The organism is Roseicyclus marinus, from assembly GCF_036322625.1.
GTDB lineage: Bacteria > Pseudomonadota > Alphaproteobacteria > Rhodobacterales > Rhodobacteraceae > Roseicyclus > Roseicyclus marinus_A.
This window is the reverse complement of sequence record NZ_AP027266.1, coordinates 173,907-192,073: the sequence shown is the minus strand read 5'-3', so window position 1 is coordinate 192,073 and position 18,167 is coordinate 173,907. Positions and strand designations below refer to the sequence as shown.

At 67.4% G+C, this 18,167-nt stretch carries 16 protein-coding genes and 1 other annotated feature; of the genes, 10 read left to right on the top strand and 6 right to left on the bottom strand.

The window, feature by feature from the left end; genetic code table 11:
• Nucleotides 1-3: 3 nt before the first annotated feature.
• The 5 genes from AABA51_RS00935 to AABA51_RS00915 form a co-directional block, all read right to left on the bottom strand.
• Nucleotides 4-771, bottom strand: coding sequence for an enoyl-CoA hydratase/isomerase family protein (locus AABA51_RS00935; protein WP_338273489.1), 768 nt, complete (start codon nucleotides 769-771; stop codon nucleotides 4-6).
• Nucleotides 768-2,339 (bottom strand): acyl CoA:acetate/3-ketoacid CoA transferase, encoded by a 1,572-nt coding sequence (locus AABA51_RS00930; protein ID WP_338273487.1) that lies wholly within the window; start codon nucleotides 2,337-2,339, stop codon nucleotides 768-770. The genes AABA51_RS00935 and AABA51_RS00930 overlap by 4 nt, the downstream gene beginning before the upstream one ends.
• Before the next feature lie 3 nt (nucleotides 2,340-2,342).
• On the bottom strand, nucleotides 2,343-3,341 hold the full coding sequence (locus AABA51_RS00925) for a Gfo/Idh/MocA family protein (protein ID WP_338273485.1): 999 nt from the start codon (nucleotides 3,339-3,341) through the stop codon (nucleotides 2,343-2,345).
• A gap of 119 nt (nucleotides 3,342-3,460) precedes the next feature.
• Nucleotides 3,461-4,735, bottom strand: coding sequence for a flavin-dependent oxidoreductase (locus tag AABA51_RS00920; protein WP_338273482.1), 1,275 nt, complete (start codon nucleotides 4,733-4,735; stop codon nucleotides 3,461-3,463).
• Entirely contained in the window at nucleotides 4,732-5,499 is a 768-nt protein-coding gene (locus AABA51_RS00915; RefSeq protein WP_338273480.1) for an SDR family NAD(P)-dependent oxidoreductase, read from the bottom strand. The genes AABA51_RS00920 and AABA51_RS00915 overlap by 4 nt, the downstream gene beginning before the upstream one ends.
• A 124-nt stretch (nucleotides 5,500-5,623) precedes the next feature.
• Nucleotides 5,624-5,682, top strand: a sequence feature (sul1 is cis-regulatory element that is thought to sense ions involved in sulfur or methionine metabolism; They are found in Alphaproteobacteria).
• Nucleotides 5,683-5,750: 68 nt separating this feature from the next.
• Here AABA51_RS00915 and AABA51_RS00910 point away from each other — a divergent pair.
• The 8 genes from AABA51_RS00910 to AABA51_RS00875 all read left to right on the top strand — a co-directional run bounded on the left by AABA51_RS00910 (nucleotide 5,751) and on the right by AABA51_RS00875 (nucleotide 13,036).
• Complete coding sequence (locus AABA51_RS00910; protein WP_338273478.1) at nucleotides 5,751-7,241, top strand: SulP family inorganic anion transporter; 1,491 nt, start codon at nucleotides 5,751-5,753, stop codon at nucleotides 7,239-7,241.
• A 12-nt stretch (nucleotides 7,242-7,253) separates the two neighbouring features.
• On the top strand, nucleotides 7,254-8,108 hold the full coding sequence (locus tag AABA51_RS00905) for a universal stress protein (RefSeq protein WP_338273476.1): 855 nt from the start codon (nucleotides 7,254-7,256) through the stop codon (nucleotides 8,106-8,108).
• Between the two features lie 107 nt (nucleotides 8,109-8,215).
• A complete protein-coding gene (locus AABA51_RS00900) occupies nucleotides 8,216-9,199 on the top strand; it encodes a DUF3179 domain-containing protein (protein WP_425328827.1) in 984 nt (327 codons plus the stop codon).
• Nucleotides 9,200-9,280: 81 nt separating this feature from the next.
• Nucleotides 9,281-10,450, top strand: coding sequence for a 4-hydroxybenzoate 3-monooxygenase (pobA, locus tag AABA51_RS00895; RefSeq protein ID WP_338273474.1), 1,170 nt, complete (start codon nucleotides 9,281-9,283; stop codon nucleotides 10,448-10,450).
• Between the two features lie 22 nt (nucleotides 10,451-10,472).
• A complete protein-coding gene (gene pcaC, locus AABA51_RS00890; RefSeq protein ID WP_338273472.1) occupies nucleotides 10,473-10,859 on the top strand; it encodes a 4-carboxymuconolactone decarboxylase in 387 nt (128 codons plus the stop codon).
• Nucleotides 10,856-11,581, top strand: coding sequence for a protocatechuate 3,4-dioxygenase subunit beta (gene pcaH, locus AABA51_RS00885; protein ID WP_338273470.1), 726 nt, complete (start codon nucleotides 10,856-10,858; stop codon nucleotides 11,579-11,581). Before pcaC ends, pcaH begins: the two co-directional genes overlap by 4 nt.
• Before the next feature lies 1 nt (nucleotide 11,582).
• Complete coding sequence (gene pcaG, locus AABA51_RS00880) at nucleotides 11,583-12,200, top strand: protocatechuate 3,4-dioxygenase subunit alpha (RefSeq protein WP_338273469.1); 618 nt, start codon at nucleotides 11,583-11,585, stop codon at nucleotides 12,198-12,200.
• Nucleotides 12,201-12,202: 2 nt separating this feature from the next.
• A complete protein-coding gene (locus tag AABA51_RS00875) occupies nucleotides 12,203-13,036 on the top strand; it encodes a 3-keto-5-aminohexanoate cleavage protein (protein ID WP_338273467.1) in 834 nt (277 codons plus the stop codon).
• On the opposite strand, the gene AABA51_RS00870 is transcribed toward AABA51_RS00875, so the two are convergent.
• Nucleotides 13,033-13,872 (bottom strand): sulfite exporter TauE/SafE family protein, encoded by an 840-nt coding sequence (locus AABA51_RS00870; RefSeq protein WP_338273465.1) that lies wholly within the window; start codon nucleotides 13,870-13,872, stop codon nucleotides 13,033-13,035. The genes AABA51_RS00875 and AABA51_RS00870 overlap by 4 nt on opposite strands.
• 202 nt (nucleotides 13,873-14,074) lie before the next feature.
• Between AABA51_RS00870 and AABA51_RS00865 the strand changes: the two genes are divergently transcribed.
• Both AABA51_RS00865 and AABA51_RS00860 read left to right on the top strand, forming a co-directional pair.
• Complete coding sequence (locus AABA51_RS00865) at nucleotides 14,075-16,462, top strand: DEAD/DEAH box helicase (RefSeq protein ID WP_338273463.1); 2,388 nt, start codon at nucleotides 14,075-14,077, stop codon at nucleotides 16,460-16,462.
• Nucleotides 16,463-16,564: 102 nt separating this feature from the next.
• On the top strand, nucleotides 16,565-18,154 hold the full coding sequence (locus AABA51_RS00860) for an FMN-binding glutamate synthase family protein (protein ID WP_338273461.1): 1,590 nt from the start codon (nucleotides 16,565-16,567) through the stop codon (nucleotides 18,152-18,154).
• The last annotated feature ends 13 nt before the right edge of the window (nucleotides 18,155-18,167 follow it).

Sequence of the window (18,167 nt, the reverse complement as noted above, 5' to 3'; positions counted from 1 at the left end):
GCATCACGCTCCGGGGAATTCGGGTTTACGTTTCTCGGCAAAGGCTTGCACGCCTTCGGCCTTGTCCTGGCTCGCACCGATCATGCCGCCGCCCAGGGCCTCGATCATGGCGGCGCGATCCTCGCCCACGGCGGCATGGATCTGGTATTTCGCCACCTCCACCGCGCGGGGGGAGGCATGGGAAAGCCCGCCCGCGATGCCAAGGGCCGTGGCCAACGGGTCATCCGCCACCTCGGCGACAAAGCCCAAGCCATGGGCGCGCGCCGCATCGATCCGCCGCCCGAACAGCGCCATTTCTTTCAGCACGGGTTCCGGGATCAGCCGCGCAAGCCGCTGCGTGCCCGACCACCCCGGCACGATGCCCACCTGCGCCTCGGGCAGCGCCAGTGTCGCCCCCGGCGCCATCACGCGGATATCGCAACAGGCGGCCAGTTCCAGACCGCCACCGAAAGCCGGGGCGTGGATCACGGCAATCGTGGGTTTCGACAGCCGCGCGAGGCGATCAAAGATGCGATGCCCCTCGCGCACCCACGCCCGGGCAAAATCAAAGGGCGACAAGCCCGCCCAGGCCTTGATATCGGCCCCGGCGCAAAAGGCGCGTGTGCTCTCCGACCGGAGGATCACGGCGCGGATATCGGGGCTGCGTTCCAGCGTGGCGCAATGCGCCTCCAACTGCGCGAGCATGTCGGGGGTAAAGGCGTTGAGCTTGGCCGGGTTGTCCAGCACGACATGTGCCGTCGCCCCGTCGAGGATCAGGTGAACCGCGCTCATGGGGACCATCCCATCGGTTGATCGCGCAAAAGCGCCACGGGCATGCTCGTGGCATTTTCCGCCACCTGCACGCGCCCACCGCTGGCCGCCACGATATCGCGGGTGGGATCGATGCCGGGCATGATCTCGACCGCCTGCAACCCCTGCGCGGTCAGGCGGATCACGCAACGCTCGGTCACGTAGATCACATCCTGCCCCTGCGCGACCGCACGGCGGCCCGAGAAGGTGACGTGTTCGACCTGATCCACCATCTTGGCGAATTTGCCGGGCTTGGCGACGGTGAGGCCCGTATCGGTCAGCGAGAGCTCGGCCCCGGCCTCGAAAAACCCGGAAAAGACGATCTTTTTCGCATGCGCCGTGATGTCGACGAACCCGCCGCAGCCAGCGGTCAGATAGGGTTTCTTGCCCAGTTTCGAGACATTCACGTTGCCCTCGACATCGACCTCGAGAAAGGACAGGAACGTCTGATCAAAGCCCCCACCCTGGAAATAGCTGAACTGGTTGGGCGAGGGGACGAAAGCATCGGCATTCGACGCGCAGCCAAAGGCGAAGCCGGTCAGGGGCATGCCGCCCACCGCGCCCTGTTCGATGGCCCATGTGACGGCCTGCGCATGGCCTTCTTCCAGAAGAACGCGCGGGACCATGGCGGAAATCCCGAAGCCCAGGTTCGCGGTCTGCCCGCGCCGCAACTCCATCGCGGCGCGGCGCGCGATGACCTTTTCCACGCCATGTTCGGCCAGGCTGAAACTGTCCCAGGGGCGCATGATCTCGCCCGAAATGGCAGGGTCGTATTGGGTTTCGGTCGTCTGTTTCTGGTCGGGGGCAACCACGATCAGATCGACCAGATGGCCCGGCACATGCACGTCATGGGGCCGCAGGCTGCCCGCCGCGGTCATCCGCTTGACCTGCGCGATGACGAGGCCACCGTGGTTGCGGGTGGCGATCGCCTGATCCAGCCCGCCCAGATACGCGCCCTCATGCTCATAGGTCAGGTTGCCGCGTTCATCGGCGGTGGTGGCGCGGATGATGGCGACATTGGGCACGATGTTGGGGAAATGCAGCCATGTCTCCCCGCCGAAATCCTGCCGCTGCACGATGGGCGATGCCGCCGCCCGCGCATTCATCGCGCAGCCCTCGCGGATCGGATCAACGAAGGTCTCGAGCCCCACACGCGTCAGCACACCGGGCCTGCGCGCGGCGACATCGCGGTGCATGTCGAACAAGATGCCCGAGGGGACATTGTAGGCCGCGACACGATCCTCCACGACCATCTTCCAGATCTCGGGCATGGGCAGGTTCGACGGCCCCGACGGGTAGCTGCCCGCAATGACCCGCGCCAAAAGCCCGTCCTGCGCGATATGGTCGATCCCCTTGACCCCGTACATGTCGCCCGCCGCAATGGGGTGCAGCGTCGTGAGGCCCCTGGGATGCCCCTCGGCCCGGAACCGTTCGCCCAGCGCTTTCAGCACCGCATCGGGACAGCCCAAGGCGGAGGAGGACGACACCGTGACAACCGCATCATCGGGAATGCGCGCGACAGCCTCGGCCGCGGTGACATGCTTGCCCATGGTTCAGACCCCGCCGTAATCGACCGTGGTGCGCTGGCCGGTCTTGGCGGCCTTGGCCACGGCGGCGGCGACGGCCAGCGACTTGATCCCGTCGATCCCGTCGGCGGCGGGCCGCCCCTGCCCCTGGATGGCCGCATGAAACAGGTTGAGCGACCTGAGGTAGAGGTTGTGATCCGAATAGGGCAGCGCCTCTTCGCCCGCATCGCTGCGCAGCAGGATCTCGCCCACGGGGGCTTGCGTCATCACGTTGCGGGCGACGATCGCGCCCTTGGTGCCATAAATCTCGAACCCCGTCCGCGCATGGGCATGGGTAAAGCTTTCATGCGCCATGACCATCGCGCCCGAAGGCATGGTCCAGACCGACATGCAGCTGTCCTCCACCCCCTTGCCAAGACCCGACACCCCGTCGATGGCGACCACGTCGACCGGGTCCTCGCCCAGATGGAAACGCACGGTATCGGCGTCATGGACCACGATGTCGGGAATGACACCGCCCCCGGCGGCGGGATTGTCGAGCCGCCACCCCTGCAAGACGGGCGGCAGGTAGACGGCGTGGAACACCCTCACGCTCAGCACATCGCCGATCCGGCCCGCGGCCACGGCATCGCGGATCGCCAGATGGGTGCCCGCGTTGCGCAGGTGGTGATTGGTGCCGAAGACCAGCCCCGCCGCCTCGGCCGCACGGACCATGGTGACGGCATCGGCGACGCTCATCGCCAAGGGCTTTTCGCAGAGCACATGCTTGCCCGCCGCAATCGCCGACATGGCCTGCGGGAAATGCTTTTCGTTGGTGGTCGAGATATAGACCGCGTCCAGATCATCGGCGGCCAGCATCGCATCGAGATCGGCATATCCTTTCGCGATGCCATGCTCGGCGGCATAAGCCTTGGCCCGATCCGCATCCGCGCTGAGGACCGAGCGGATATCGCCCCCCGCCCCGCGAATGGCCCCGATCATGTGATTTGCCGCGATGTTGCTCGCGCCGATCAATCCCCACCGCATCAGGGGCCCCTCCCTCTGTCGCGCGGCCCCGAGTCGGAGGTGCCGCATCGTGATACGGGCTTTTTGGAACGATCCAATTCGCAAGTCAACAGCCGTGATGCGGGCGATTGCCCGCAGGCTCAGGCGATGCGCGCGCCGGGTGGAATCGTCGGCGGGGCGGCGTTCAGCGTCTCGATGGCAAAGCCTGCGGCGGCCTTGTACCCGGCCATGAAGGCGCGGCGCTCGGCCTCGGGGATCACGGCGTCGATGTCGTCGAACACCCCGCCGCAGCGCTCGTCGAGCAGCCCCAACAGGCCAAAGGGCCCCATGCCGCGATTGCGCAGGACCAGATCCGACACCGGGCCGCAGAGCTGCGCGTCATAGGCGGCCAACGCCTCGGGCGTCACGCCATGCGCCAGCATCCTGGCCCCGATCACGCGGGCATCCACGATGGCCTGGCTCGCGCCATTGGACCCCGTGGGATACATCGCATGGGCCGCATCCCCCATCAGCGCGACCGGGCCATCCACCCATGTCGGCACCGGGTCGCGGTCGATCATCGGGTTCTCATAGGCGCAATCGGCCCGGGCCAGCATCGCGGGCACATCCAGCCAATCGTAGCGGAAGGCATCGAAATGATGGACGAAATCCGCGACCTCGACCGGTTTGAACCAGGCGTCATCGGGCCAGCCGCCCGAGGCATCCACCGTCACCTCGGCGATCCAGTTGATCAGTGCGGTGCCATCCTCCGCCGGGTGGCCGATCGGATAGATCACCATCCGGTGCCGATGCGTGCCGAGGCCCACAAAGGACGACCCGCCGCGCAAGGGTTTCGCCCGGACCGTGCCGCGCCACATCACGGCACCCCCCCAATGGATCGGCGGCTGGCCCGGATGCATCTGGGCGCGGATGCGCGAATGGATGCCATCGGCCCCGATCAGCAGGCGGCCCGGAACCTGCCGCGTCGTGCCATCGGCAAGCGCGACCTCTGCCACCACCCCGTCACCCTCGCGCCTATAGCCCGTGACCCTTGCCCCAAGGGTGAGGCAATCAGGCCCCGCGCGCTCCAAAAGGCGGCGGTAGAGCAGCATGTGGAACTGACCGCGATGGACGGCATATTGCGGCCAGTCATAGCCCGCCAGACGCCCGCGCGGTTCGGCATAGACCTCCCGCCCGTTCAGACCCACCAGCGCCCATTCCCGTGCCGGCAGGCCGACGGTGTCGAGATCCCCCTCCGTGATCCCCAGATCGAACAATTCGCGCACGCCATGGGGTTGCAGGTTGATGCCCACGCCCAGGGGCTTCATCTCGCGGCTGGATTCGAACAGGTGAAAGGGCACGCCGATCTGGTGCAGCGTCAGCCCCAGCGCCAGACCGGCAATCCCGCCCCCCGCGATCAGGACAGGGGCAGTCATCGCGGCGCCATCCGGATCGCGCCGTCCAGCCGGATCACCTCGCCGTTCAGCATCGGGTTGCGGGTGATATGCTCGACCATGGCGGCGTATTCATCCGGCTGGCCCAGACGCGACGGAAACGGCACCTGCGCGCCGAGCGATGTCTGGACCTCTTCGGGCAGGCCCTGCAACAGGGGCGTCAGGAACAGGCCCGGCGCGATGGTGCAGACGCGGATGCCCTTGTCGGCCAGATCGCGCGCCATGGGCAGCGTCATGCCGACAACCCCGCCCTTCGATGCCGCATAGGCGATCTGCCCGATCTGCCCGTCATAAGCCGCGACCGAGGCCGTGTTGACGATCACGCCGCGCGCGCCATCGGCATCGACCGGGTCGGCGGCGACCATGCGCGCGGCGACCTGTGCGGAGCAGTTGAACGTCCCGATCAGGTTGATCCCGATCACCTTGGCGAAAAGCGCCGGGTCATGCGCCTCCCCCCGCGACACGGTCTTGGCCGCGGGGCCAATGCCCGCGCAATTCACCAAAACGCGCGGGGTGCCGAACCGCCCCTCGACCGCGGCGATGCCCTGGGCGACCGAGGCCGGATCGGATACATCGACCGCCACGAACAGGCCACCCAAAGCCTCCGCCTGCGCCTGCCCCCGTTCCGCGTCCAGATCGAAGATCGCGACCTGTAGGCCCGCCGCCGCCAATCGCGCCGCCGTCGCGGCCCCAAGTCCCGAGGCCCCGCCCGTCACGATGGCGCAATGCCCTGCCCAATCCTGCATCCCGAACCCTCCCCGTTCCTGCCCGTCGTTTGTGTGCGCAACGCGCCCGCCTCGCAAGCCTTTGCGCGGCGCACAGCCCCAAGGTTGCCCTTTGCGGCTTTTGCCCCTATGCCCCGCAGGGAAACATGGACCTGCGCCTTTCGGCGCGGGTGGCTCTTCCGGCCGCCGATCCGCCGGACAATATCACCAACCGTGCGCCTTGCACGCTGGCCGCGCGCCCCTGATGCGGTCGGGTTCGGACAAGATTTCACATGATGTCATTCGACACCTACCGGGCCCAATGGCTCGGCAATATCCGCGCCGATCTCTTGGCGGGCCTTGTCGTGGCGCTGGCGCTCATCCCCGAGGCCATCGCCTTTTCGATCATAGCGGGCGTCGATCCCAAGATCGGGCTTTACGCCAGTTTCTCGATCGCGGTCATCACCGCCATCGCGGGCGGGCGGCCCGGCATGATCTCGGCCGCGACCGCCGCCACCGCCGTCCTGATGGTGACGCTGGTGCGCGATCACGGGCTGCAATACCTGCTGGCCGCGACCGTTCTGGCGGGGCTGTTGCAGATCGCGATGGGGCTTTTGCGGCTGGGCTTCGTCATGCGCTACGTGTCCAAGTCCGTGATGACGGGCTTCGTCAATGCGCTCGCCATCCTGATCTTCATGGCGCAATTGCCCGAGCTTGATCCGCGCAACGTCACGGGTCTGACCTATCTCCTGGTCGCCGTGGGGCTTGCGATCATCTACCTCTTTCCCAGGATCACCAAGGCCGTGCCCTCGCCGCTGGTCACGATCATCGTTCTGACGCTGGTCACGGTGACGCTCGGCCTCGATGTGCGGACGGTGGGCGACATGGGCGCATTGCCCGACACGCTGCCCGTCTTCCTCATCCCCGAGGTGCCGCTCAATTTCGAGACGCTGGCGATCATCTTTCCCTATTCACTGGCCGTGGCGGTCGTGGGCCTGTTGGAAAGCCTGATGACCCAGAACATCGTCGACGATCTGACCGACACGAAATCGAGCCGCGATCAGGAATGCATCGGCCAGGGTCTGGCCAATACCGCCACGGGCTTCATCGGGGGCATGGCGGGCTGCGCCATGATCGGGCAATCCATCATCAACGTGAAATCCGGCGGGCGCGGGCGGCTGTCGTGTTTCGTGGCGGGCGTGTTCCTCCTGATCCTTGTCGTGGGTCTGGGCGATCTGGTCAGCATCATTCCCATGCCCGCGCTGGTGGCGATCATGATCATGGTCTCCATCGGCACCTTTTCATGGTCCTCGATCAAGAACCTTGCCGTGCATCCCCGCTCCTCTTCCATCGTCATGCTGGCGACCGTCGCCACCGTGGTCTGGACCCATAACCTCGCCATCGGGGTTCTGGTGGGCGTGCTGCTTTCGGGCATCTTCTTTGCGGGCAAGATCGCGCAGCTCTTCAAGGTCCGCTCCGACATCAGCGCCGATGGGCGCGTGCGCACCTACCATGTCGAAGGGCAGCTCTTTTACGGCTCGGTCGAGGATTTCATGGATGCCTTCGATTTCCGCGATGCGCCCGAGCGCGTCGTGATCGATGTCAGCCGCGCCCATATCTGGGACATCTCCTCGGTGCAGGCGCTCGACATGGCGATCCTGAAATTCCGCCGCGACGGCGCCGAGGTCGAGGTGGTGGGCATGAACGCCGCCACCGAAACGCTGGTCGACAAGCTGGCCATCCACGACAAGCCGGGCGCGATGGATGCGCTTCTGGACCACTAAGGGAGGGACGCCATGACAGGCAGGATCATCGCACTGGTCGACGGGTCGATCTATTCCGAAAGCGTCTGCCACCACGCGGCATGGATCGCAGGGCGGGTGCAGGCACCGGTCGACCTGATCCACGTTCTGGGCCGGCGCGAGGCCCCCGTGGGCACCGACCTGTCGGGCGCGATCCGGCTGGGCGCGCGCAGCGCGCTGCTCAACGAACTGGCCGATCTCGACGCCCAGCGCGCCAAGCTGATGGCGCAAAAGGGCCGCGCGATCCTCGAGGATGCCCGCGCCATTCTCGACGCTGACGGGGTGGCCGAGATCACAACCCGGCTGCGCCACGGCGATCTGATCGAAACCATCGCCGATACCGAGGACGACGCCCGCGTCATCGTCATCGGAAAACGCGGCGAGGCGGCGGATTTCGCCAAGGGGCATCTGGGCTCGAACCTCGAACGCATCGTGCGCGCCGCCCACAGGCCGGTCTTGGTGGCGTCGCGCGCCTTTGCGCCCATCGCCCGTGTGCTGGTCGCCCATGACGGCGGCACCTCGGCCGACAAGGCCGTGGACCATATCGCGCAAAGCCCGGTGTTTCAGGGTCTCTCCATCACCCTCGTGACCATCGGCCCGGACACCGCCCAACACCGCGCCACCCTGTCGGGGGCCGCGACACGGCTTTCCGCCGCGGGACTGTCGGTCGACACCCGCATCCTCCCCGGCCAGCCCGAGACGGAACTGGCCCGGCTGGTCGAGGCCGAAGGCTTCGACATGCTGGTGATGGGCGCCTATGGCCATTCCCGCATCCGCAGCCTCGTGATCGGTTCGACCACCACGGAAATGGTCCGCTCCTGCAAGGTGCCCGTCGTCCTGATGCGCTGACCGCGCGCGGGTCTTCACAGCGGCTCGAGGCGGCGCGGAATGCCCCCACCGGTGGGGCCGATCTGCTAACCTCTCCCGGACCATAGACCGTTCCGGAGCCACGCATCATGCCGACCCCACCCCTTCTGCCGCGCGCGGCGTTTCTGGCGGCCATGATCGCGCTGGGGTTTGCCGGCACGGTCCCTGCCCAGACAAACCCTTTCGCCGCCGACTGGCCCGCGACCGATTTCACCCGGCTTGCCGTCGACCTGTCCGAGGTCATATCGGGCGGACCGCCGCGCGACGGTATCCCCGCCATCATGGACCCCGTGTTCCTGCCCGCTGCAGAGGAAACCCGGCTCGACGACCGCGAACCGGTGATGACCTTTCAGCCCGAAACCGGCTCCGCCCGCGCCTATCCGATCCGCTACCTGATGTGGCACGAGATCGTGAACGATCGCATCGCGGGCCAGCCCATCGCCGTCACCTTCTGCCCCTTGTGCAACACCGGCATGGTCTTTGACGCGCGGCTGGGCGGGCAGACCCACAGCTTCGGCGTCTCGGGGCTTTTGCGCCATTCCGACATGATCATGTATGACCACCAGACCGAAAGCTGGTGGCAACAGGCGACCGGTGACGCGATCGCCGGGGCGATGACCGGTCAGCGCCTGATCCAACTGCCCGCATGGATGGAAAGCTGGGCCGCCTTTCGCACCGCCCATCCGGGCGGGCTGGTGATGGATGAACCCGATTGGCGGCGCGCCTATGGCAGCAACCCCTATCGCAGCTACGACACGACCCGCCCCTTCCTTTATGCGGGCGAGGACCCGCCGCACGGCATCCCACCGCTGGAACGGGTGGTGCGCGTGGGCGACCGCGCCTGGCCCCTGACCCGGCTCGCCCGTGCAGGCACGATCACCGAAGCGGGCGTGACGCTGAGCTGGGTGGCGGGTCAGGCCTCGGCGCTCGATACGGGCGAGATCGCGGCGGGCCGCGACGTGGGCAATGTTCGGGTGCGCGATGCGGCGGGGCGCGATGTGGTCCACGACATCCCCTTTGCCTTCGCCTTTCACGCCTTTCACCCCGATGGCCGCTGGATGCTGGGGCAGTGATCCGGGCCACGCCCATCTCCCGTCTTTCCCATCGCGCGGGACCTGCATAGTATCCCCCTTGGTAGCGAGGGGGGGCAGTTCGTGCGGACACAGGTCGCGATCATCGGGGGTGGGCCATCGGGCCTTTTGTTGGCGCAGCTTCTGCACCGCCACGGCATCGACAGCGTGGTGCTGGAACGCAAGACCAAGGATTACGTGCTGTCGCGCATCCGGGCGGGTGTTCTGGAACAGGGCCTCGTCCAGCTCATGGAACAGGCGGGCTGCGCCGACAGGCTCCGGTCCAAGGGCCATGTCCATGACGGCACGTTGATCGCCTATGGCGACACGATGTTCCGGCTGGATTTCACCGATCTGACCGGCACCCCGGTCATCGTCTATGGCCAGACCGAGGTGACGCGCGATCTTTACGCCGCGCGCGAGGCGGCGGGCGGCCCCATCGAATTCGAGGTCGAGGATGTCACCATCCACGATGCCGACACCGACAGCCCCCATGTCACCTACAATGTGGGCGGCGAGCCGCGGCGCATCGATTGCGATTTCATCGCGGGCTGCGACGGGTTCCACGGCGTCAGCCGACAGGCGATCCCCCTGACCATCCGCCGCGAATACGAAAAGGTCTATCCTTTCGGCTGGCTGGGCGTCCTGTCCGAAACCCCGCCCGTGAATTCCGAATTGATCTATGCCAACAGCCCCCGCGGCTTTGCGCTCTGTTCCATGCGCAGCGACACGCTCAGCCGCTATTACATCCAGTGCTCGCTGTCGGACAAACCCGAGGATTGGACCGATGCCGCCTTCTGGCAGGAACTGAAACGCCGCATCCCCCCCGATCAGGCCGAGCGGCTCGTCACCGGCCCCTCGATCGAGAAATCCATCGCCCCCCTGCGGTCCTTCGTCACCGAACCGATGCGCTGGGGCCGCCTGTTCCTGTGCGGCGATGCCGCCCATATCGTGCCGCCCACGGGGGCAAAGGGGCTCAACACCGCCGCCTCCGACGTGCACTACCTCTTCACCGGCCTCCGGCAATTCTACGACACCGGCGCAACCGACGGGATCGACAGCTATTCCGCCAAGGCTCTCGCCCGCGTCTGGAAGGTCGAGCGCTTCAGCTGGTGGTTCTCGAGCCTCATGCACCGCTACCCCGATCAATCCGATTTCGACCTGCGCATCCAGATCGCCGAGCTGGAATTCCTGCGCACCAACCGCGCCGCCCAACAGGCGATGGCGGAAAACTACGTGGGCCTGCCCTATTGACCGCGCCCGAAAGGATCAGCCGATGACCGACCGCCACACGACAGGCATGACAACCCGCCGCGCGGTTCTGGGCGATGCCCATGTCGACCGGGCCGAGGCCGCGAAAACCGCCTTCGACGCGCCCTTCCAGACGCTCATCACCGAAAGCGCATGGGGCACGGTCTGGTCGGATGACACGATCACGCGGCGCGAACGCTCGATGCTGACGCTCGCCATTCTGGCCGCCACCGGCAGTTTCGACGAAATCCCGATGCATGTGCGCGCCACGGCCAACACCGGGGCCAGCGCCGATGACATCCTGCAAGCCTTCCTGCATGTGGCGATCTATGCCGGCGTGCCCAAGGCCAACCACGCGATCAAGCTCGCCAAACAGACCCTGGCCCAGATGGAGGAGGAGGAGGCGCGATGAACACCCCCGCCGAATATTACCAGCGCGACCCCGACCGCCATCCGCCCGCCCTGACACCGGGCTACAAGACGTCCGTGGCGCGCAGCCCGCGTCTGGCCCCCATCAGCCTCGAACAAAGCGTGAGCGAGATCACCGGCCCCACCTTCGGCCACGCCGATATCGGCCCGCTCGATCACGACCTGATCCGCAACTACGCCAAGACGGGCGATCCCATCGGCGAACGCATCATCGTGCATGGGCGCGTGCTCGATGAAAACGCGCGCCCCGTGCCCAACACGCTCGTGGAAATCTGGCAGGCCAACGCGGGCGGGCGGTATCGCCATGTGAATGACCGCTACCTTGCGCCCATCGACCCGAATTTCGGGGGCTGCGGGCGCACCCTGACCGATGCCGATGGCTATTACTTCTTCCGCACGGTCAAACCGGGCGCCTATCCGTGGCGCAACCGGATCAACAACTGGCGGCCCGCGCATATCCATGTGTCGGTCTTCGGCGCGTCCTTTTCCCAGCGCCTCATCACCCAGCTCTATTTCGAGGGCGATCCGCTGATCCCGCTCTGCCCCATCGTGCAGACCATCCCCGACCCGACGGCGGTAGAGGCGCTGATCGCCCGGCTCGACCTGAACGCAAGCGTGCCGCTCGACAGCATCGCCTACCGCTTCGACATCGTCCTGCGCGGGCGGCGGTCGACCCTGTTCGAGAACCGACTGGAGGGGAATTGATATGACCCGCCTTCCCTATCTCAAGGAAACACCGTCCCAGACCGCCGGTCCCTATGTCCATATCGGCCTTGCGCCGGGGGCCGCAGGTTTCGACATCTACGAGCGCGAACTGGGCCATGACATCGCGGGCCCCCATGCCGCGGGCCAGCGCATCCGGGTCGAGGGGCTGGTGATCGACGGCACCGGCAGCCCGATCAAGGACGTGATGCTGGAAGCATGGCAGGCCAATGCCGCAGGCCATTACGCCCACGCGCAAGGCGGCGGCCCGGTCGAGGACGGCTTTCGCGGCTGGGGGCGCGTCATCACCGATTTCGCGACCGGCGAATGGGGCTTCGACACCGTCAAACCCGGTCCCGTTCCGGGCCGGAACGGCACGGTCCAGGCCCCGCATATCAGCCTCTGGCTGGTGGCGCGCGGCATCAACCTCGGCCTGCACACCCGCCTCTATTTCGAGGATGAGGCCGACGCCAATGCCGCCGATCCGGTCCTGAACGGGATCGAATGGGCCGCCCGCCGTCCCACCCTCATCGCCCGCCGCACAGGCCACGACGGCCATGTCATCTACCGCTTCGACATCCGCATCCAGGGTGAGGGCGAAACCGTCTTTTTCGAGATCTGACCATGACCAATCCCTGCATCATCTGCGTGGCCATCACGGGCTCGCTGCCCACCAAGGCGAACAATCCCGCCGTGCCGATCACCGTCACCGAACAGGTGGAATCCACCCATGAGGCGTTCGAGGCCGGGGCCACCATCGTCCACGCCCATGTCAGGAACGACGATCAGACCCCATCGTCGGACCCCGAGAAATTCGCGCGGCTGAAAGAGGGGCTCGAGAAACACTGCCCCGGCATGATCATCCAGTTCTCGACCGGTGGCCGCTCCGGTGCCGGTCAGGCGCGGGGGGCGATGTTGCCGCTGCGCCCCGACATGGCCTCCCTCTCCGTGGGCTCGAACAACTTCCCCACGCGGGTCTATGAGAACCCGCCGGACCTGGTGGATTGGCTGGCGTCCGAGATGCTGACCTACGATGTGAAGCCCGAGATCGAGGCCTTCGACCTCAGCCACATCCTGAAAGCGCGCGAAATGGCCGACAAGGGCCAGCTCAAGGGCACGCCCTACGTCCAATTCGTGATGGGGGTGAAGAACGCCATGCCTGTCGACCGCGAGGTCTTCGATTTCTACATCAAGACCGTCCACCGCCTCTTCGGCCCCGATGCCCCATGGTGCGCGGCGGGCATCGGCCAGAACCAGTTGACCCTCAACGAATGGGCCATCGCGGCGGGCGGCCATGCGCGCACGGGGCTTGAGGATAACGTGCGGCTCGACCGCGACCGGCTTGCGCCGTCCAACGCCGCCCTCGTCCGCCGCGCGGTCGAGATCTGTGACAAGAACGAACGCCCCGTCGCCACATGGCAACAGGCGCGCGCGATCCTTGGCCTGAAAGCGGCTTAACCCTCACCGAAGATCAGCGCGTAGACAAACCGGAGCGCCACCACCGCAAGGAAACTGCCAAAGGCCAGCTCGAGGCTCCGCCGCGACAGCTTGTGCGCGAGCGCCACGCCCAACCGCGTCGTCAGCATCGAGGTCGGCATGGTCAGCGCAAAGGCCGCCCCCGACACGAAGCCGAGAGAGGTGGGCGGCAGCCCCTCCTGCCCCAGGCCCGCCAGCACGTAGCCGATGGTGCCGGGGATGGCGATCAGCACGCCCACCCCCGCCGAGGTCGAAATCGCCCGGTGGATCGGCACGCCATGCAGCGTCAGGAACAGGTTCGACACCGCCCCGCCCCCGATCCCCATGATCGCGGAGACCAGGCCGATCACCCCGCCCGCAACCCGCAGCGCCGCGCGCCCCGGCAGGCTGTCGGCCAATTGCCACCCCTTGCCGCCCGTCAACAGCTTGGTCGCATTGATCGAGGCGACCATGACGAACACGGCCTGGAACACCGCAGGCGGCGCAAACCGCGCGATCACCGCGCCAAGGATCACCCCCAACAGCACCGGCACCGCCCAGATGCGCAACATCTCCATGTCGAGCGTGCCATGCTTGCGATGGCCCAGCGCGGAATTGACCGAGACCGGGATGATGACCGCCAGCGACGTGCCCACCGCCAGCGGCATGGCGATCTCGGGCGGATACTCCAGCGCCCGGAAGATCTCGAAGAAGACCGGCACGGAAATCGCGCCGCCCCCCACGCCGAAAAGCCCGGCCAGAAACCCGATGGCGGCCCCCGCGAACACAAGAGCCGCAACGAGCGCCCAAAGAAGCGCCGGATCGTCGAATATTGTCATGGTCAGATCGTCCCGTTCGGGGGCTTGCGCCCGCCCAAGCGCTCCTCTGCCCAAGATCGCGGCCAAGTTCCAGACTCCGCATCGAAGGATAGCACGCCCCATCCCGCCCCAAGCCTGCGCTGGACATGCGGCACGTGATACCCTAGCAGCGCAGACTTTGTCGCGTCACACTGACCCCGACACCCCACGGATACGCCCTGACATGATCCCCACCATCGCCAAAGCCCTTGCCGAACGCGGCTACGACACCCTGACCGAGGTGCAGGAGGCCGTGACAAACCCCGACCTGGCCGAGGCAGATCTGCTGGTCTCCGCCCAGACCGGATCGGGCAAGACCGTGGGCTTTGGCCTCGCGATTGCCAAGACCCTGCTGGGCGATGCCGAGCGGCTGGGGCCGCCGGCAGCTCCGCTGGCGCTCGTGATCGCGCCCACCCGCGAACTGGCGCTCCAGGTGCAGCGCGAACTGGCGTGGCTTTATGCCGAGGCCGGCGCCCGCGTCGTCTCCTGCATCGGCGGCATGGACACGCGCGAGGAACGCCGCGCGCTGGATCGCGGCGCGCATATCGTCGTCGGCACGCCGGGGCGCCTGCGCGACCACATCACGCGAAACAACCTCGACCTGACCGATATCCGCGCCATCGTGCTGGACGAGGCCGACGAGATGCTCGACCTCGGCTTCCGCGAAGACCTCGAATTCATGCTGGGCGAGGCACCGGCCACCCGCCGCACGCTGATGTTCTCGGCCACCGTGCCGCCCGCCATCGCGGAACTGGCCAAGCAATACCAGCGCGACGCGGTGCGCGTGACGACCGTGGTGCGCGGCAGCCAGCATGCCGATATCGCCTACCAGGTGGTGCAGGTCGCAGCCCATGACGTGGAACATGCGATCATCAACCTGCTGCGCTACCACGATGCGCCCACCGCGATCGTTTTCGCCAATACCCGCGCCACGGTCGCGCGTCTGGCCGCACGGCTCGCCAACCGCAGCCTGCCTGTGGTGACGCTCTCGGGGGAACTCAGCCAGGATGAACGAAGCCACGCGCTGCAGGCGATGCGCGACGGGCGCGCGCGGGTCTGCGTTGCGACCGATGTGGCCGCACGCGGCATCGACCTGCCCAAGCTCGACCTGGTGATCCACGCCGACATGCCCACGAACACCGAGGCGCTCTTGCACCGCTCGGGCCGCACCGGCCGCGCCGGGCGCAAGGGGATTTCTGCCATGATCGTCCCCGACAAGGCGACGAACAAGGCGTCCCGCCTCCTGAAATGGGCCAAGATCGAGGCGGAATGGACCTTCGCCCCCACCGCCGAGGATATCCTTGCCCTCGATGAAACCCGCCTTCTGACCGATCCGCTCTGGGATGGGCCGATGACCGAGGGCGAGGCGAGCTTTGCCGCGCGCCTGATGGCCGAACGCTCGCCCGAAGCCATCGCCATGGCCTGCCTGCGCCTCTACCGCGCGGGCTTGTCCGCACCCGAGGAGATCAACGCACCGGGCACCGCCGCCGCCCCGCGCCCCGAACGCGCGCCCTTCGGCCCCTCGGTCTGGTTCGAACTGTCGACCGGCCACGACAAGCGGGCCGAGGCGCGCTGGCTTTTGCCCATGCTCTGCCGGGCGGGCAATCTCGACAAGGCGCATATCGGCAAGATCCGGGTGCAGGCGGCGACGACCTTGGTGGAACTGGCCGAACCGGCCGTTCCCGGTTTCGTCGCCAGCCTCGGGGCCGGCGGCGTGCTGGAGGAGGACGTGACCGCCCGCCAGCTTGATGCCGCCCCCGAATTCGCCAGCCAGCCGCGCGGCCCCCGGCCCGACCGGCCCGAGCGCGGCGAACGCCCGGCGCGCAAGCCCCGGTCCGATGCGCCCCGCGGCGATGGCCCGCGCCCGTCCCGTCCGGCACCGGTCAGGGACCCGGTCGCAGAGCCGGTCCAATCCGCGCCCGCAACCCCCACGCCGGAACCTGCCGCGCCCCGCCAAGCCGAGCGCGCGCCGGAACCCAAGTCGGAGCGTCCCGCCGCACCCGACCGCCCCGCGCGTCAGGATGCCAAACCGCCCTACAAGGGCGAGGGCAAACCGCCCTACAAGGGTGATGCAAAGCCCCCCTACAAGGGCGCGGCCAAACCCGCCTACAAGGGTGAGGGCAAGCCGCCCTACAAGGGCGAGGGGAAACCCGCCTACAAGGGCGAGGGCAAACCCCGCTCCGGTCCCGGCACCGGCCCAAGGGACACGCGCGGCAAGCCCGCGTGGCAGGGCAAGGATGGCGGGCGCGGCCCCGACCGTACGGGGCCGACCGACGGCCCGCGCAAACCGCACGCGACGGAGGGCAAGAAAGAGTGGACCAAGCCCAAGCATGACCATTCCAAACCCGCTGCCGCCGCCCCGACCGGCCCGCGCCCCGGTGCCGCCGACCCATCGCAGCGGATGGAACGCCCCGGGGCCAAGCCGCGCGGCGCATCGCCGGGCGGCAGACCCGGCAAGCCTGGCCCCGGCGGCAAACCCCGCACCGGCGGCCCTGGTGGCAAACCCTTCGGCACCAGCGGCGGCAAGCCCCCGCGCAAGGGCGGCAGCACCCCTCCCCGCCGCAAGGACTGACACGGGCATCGGGCGGGGTCGCTAAACACTTCCCCGCCGCAACCGTTCCCTTCAACGGATCGTGCGCAGCCTTGCCGCATCCGTCATGGGAGGTTGGTGAACATGCGTTTTCTTCCGCTGGTCTTGTGCCTGTGCCTGATCCCTGCGGGTCTGGCCCTGTCGGCCGTGCAACCCTTGTGGGGCGGGGCGATCGCGGCGATGGCCCTTCTGGCTTCGGGCATCGGTCTCCACGACCTGCTGCAACCCCGCCGCGCGGTGCTCAAGAACTACCCGATCTCGGCCCGCCTGCGCTTCGTCTTCGAACATTTCCGCCCCGAGATCCGGCAGTATTTCCTCGAAAGCGATCACGAGGAAACGCCCTTTTCCCGCGAACAGCGCGCGCTGGTCTATCGCCGCGCCAAGGGGATCGAGGGGCTGCGCCCCTTCGGCACGCTCCGCAACGTGAACGAGATCGGGCATGAATGGATCAACCATTCCATGCGCCCCACGCATCTGGACAGCGGCGATTTCCGCATCACCATCGGCGGCCCCGATTGCACGCGTCCCTATGCGTCGTCGGTCCTGAACATCTCGGGCATGTCCTATGGCGCGCTCTCGCCCAATGCGATCGAGGCGCTGAACAAGGGCGCGCGCCTTGGCGGCTTTGCCCATACGACCGGCGAAGGCGGCGTATCGCGCTTTCACCGCCTGCATGGCGGCGATCTGATCTGGCAGATCGGCAGCGGCTATTTCGGCTGCCGCACGCCCGAAGGCCGCTTCTGCCCCGATGCCTTCGCGGCCACCGCCGCCGAGGATCAGGTCAGGATGATCGAGATCAAGCTGTCCCAAGGCGCCAAGCCCGGCCATGGCGGCATCCTGCCCGGCGCCAAGGTCACCGAAGCCATCGCCGAGGCGCGCGGCGTCACCGTCGGCCAGGATTGCGTCAGCCCCGCCGCCCATTCCGAGTTTTCCACCCCGCTCGAGCTTTGCGCCTTCATCGGCCGCCTGCGCGCCCTGTCCGATGGCAAGCCCATCGGCATCAAGCTCTGCGTCGGCCACCCGTGGGAGGTGTTCGCCCTGATCAAGGCGATGCGCCAAACCGGCATCACCCCCGATTTCATCACCATCGACGGGGCCGAGGGCGGCACCGGGGCGGCCCCCGTCGAATTCGCCGACCATCGCGGCGCACCCCTGCGCGAGGGGCTGATGCTGGTCCATAACGTGCTGACGGGCATCGGCCTGCGCGACCGGGTCAAGCTGATCGTCTCGGGCAAGATCATCAGCGCCTTCGACATGTGCCGCCTCTTCGCGCTGGGGGCCGATGGCTGCAACATCGCGCGCGGCTTCATGTTCGCCATCGGCTGCATCCAGGCCCAAGTCTGCCATTCCGGCAAATGCCCCACCGGCGTCGCCTCGCAAGATCCCGGCCGCTACCGGGCGCTGGTCGTGGCCGACAAGTTCCAGCGCGTCGCCAATTACCACCGCAACACCCTGACAGCGCTCAAGGAGGCGGTGGAATCGGCGGGCCTTGCCGCCCCCGCCGACCTCTCGCCGCATCACCTGATGATCCGCGTCTCCAGCCGCGAGGTGCGCTCGGCGGCCAGCCAATACGACTGGCTCGAACCCCGCGCGCTGGTGGATGGCACGGCCACCCATCCCGCCTTCGCCAAGTATTGGGACAAGGCCGATCCGGCCCGCTTCGACATGGCCTGAGGGCGGCGCGCGC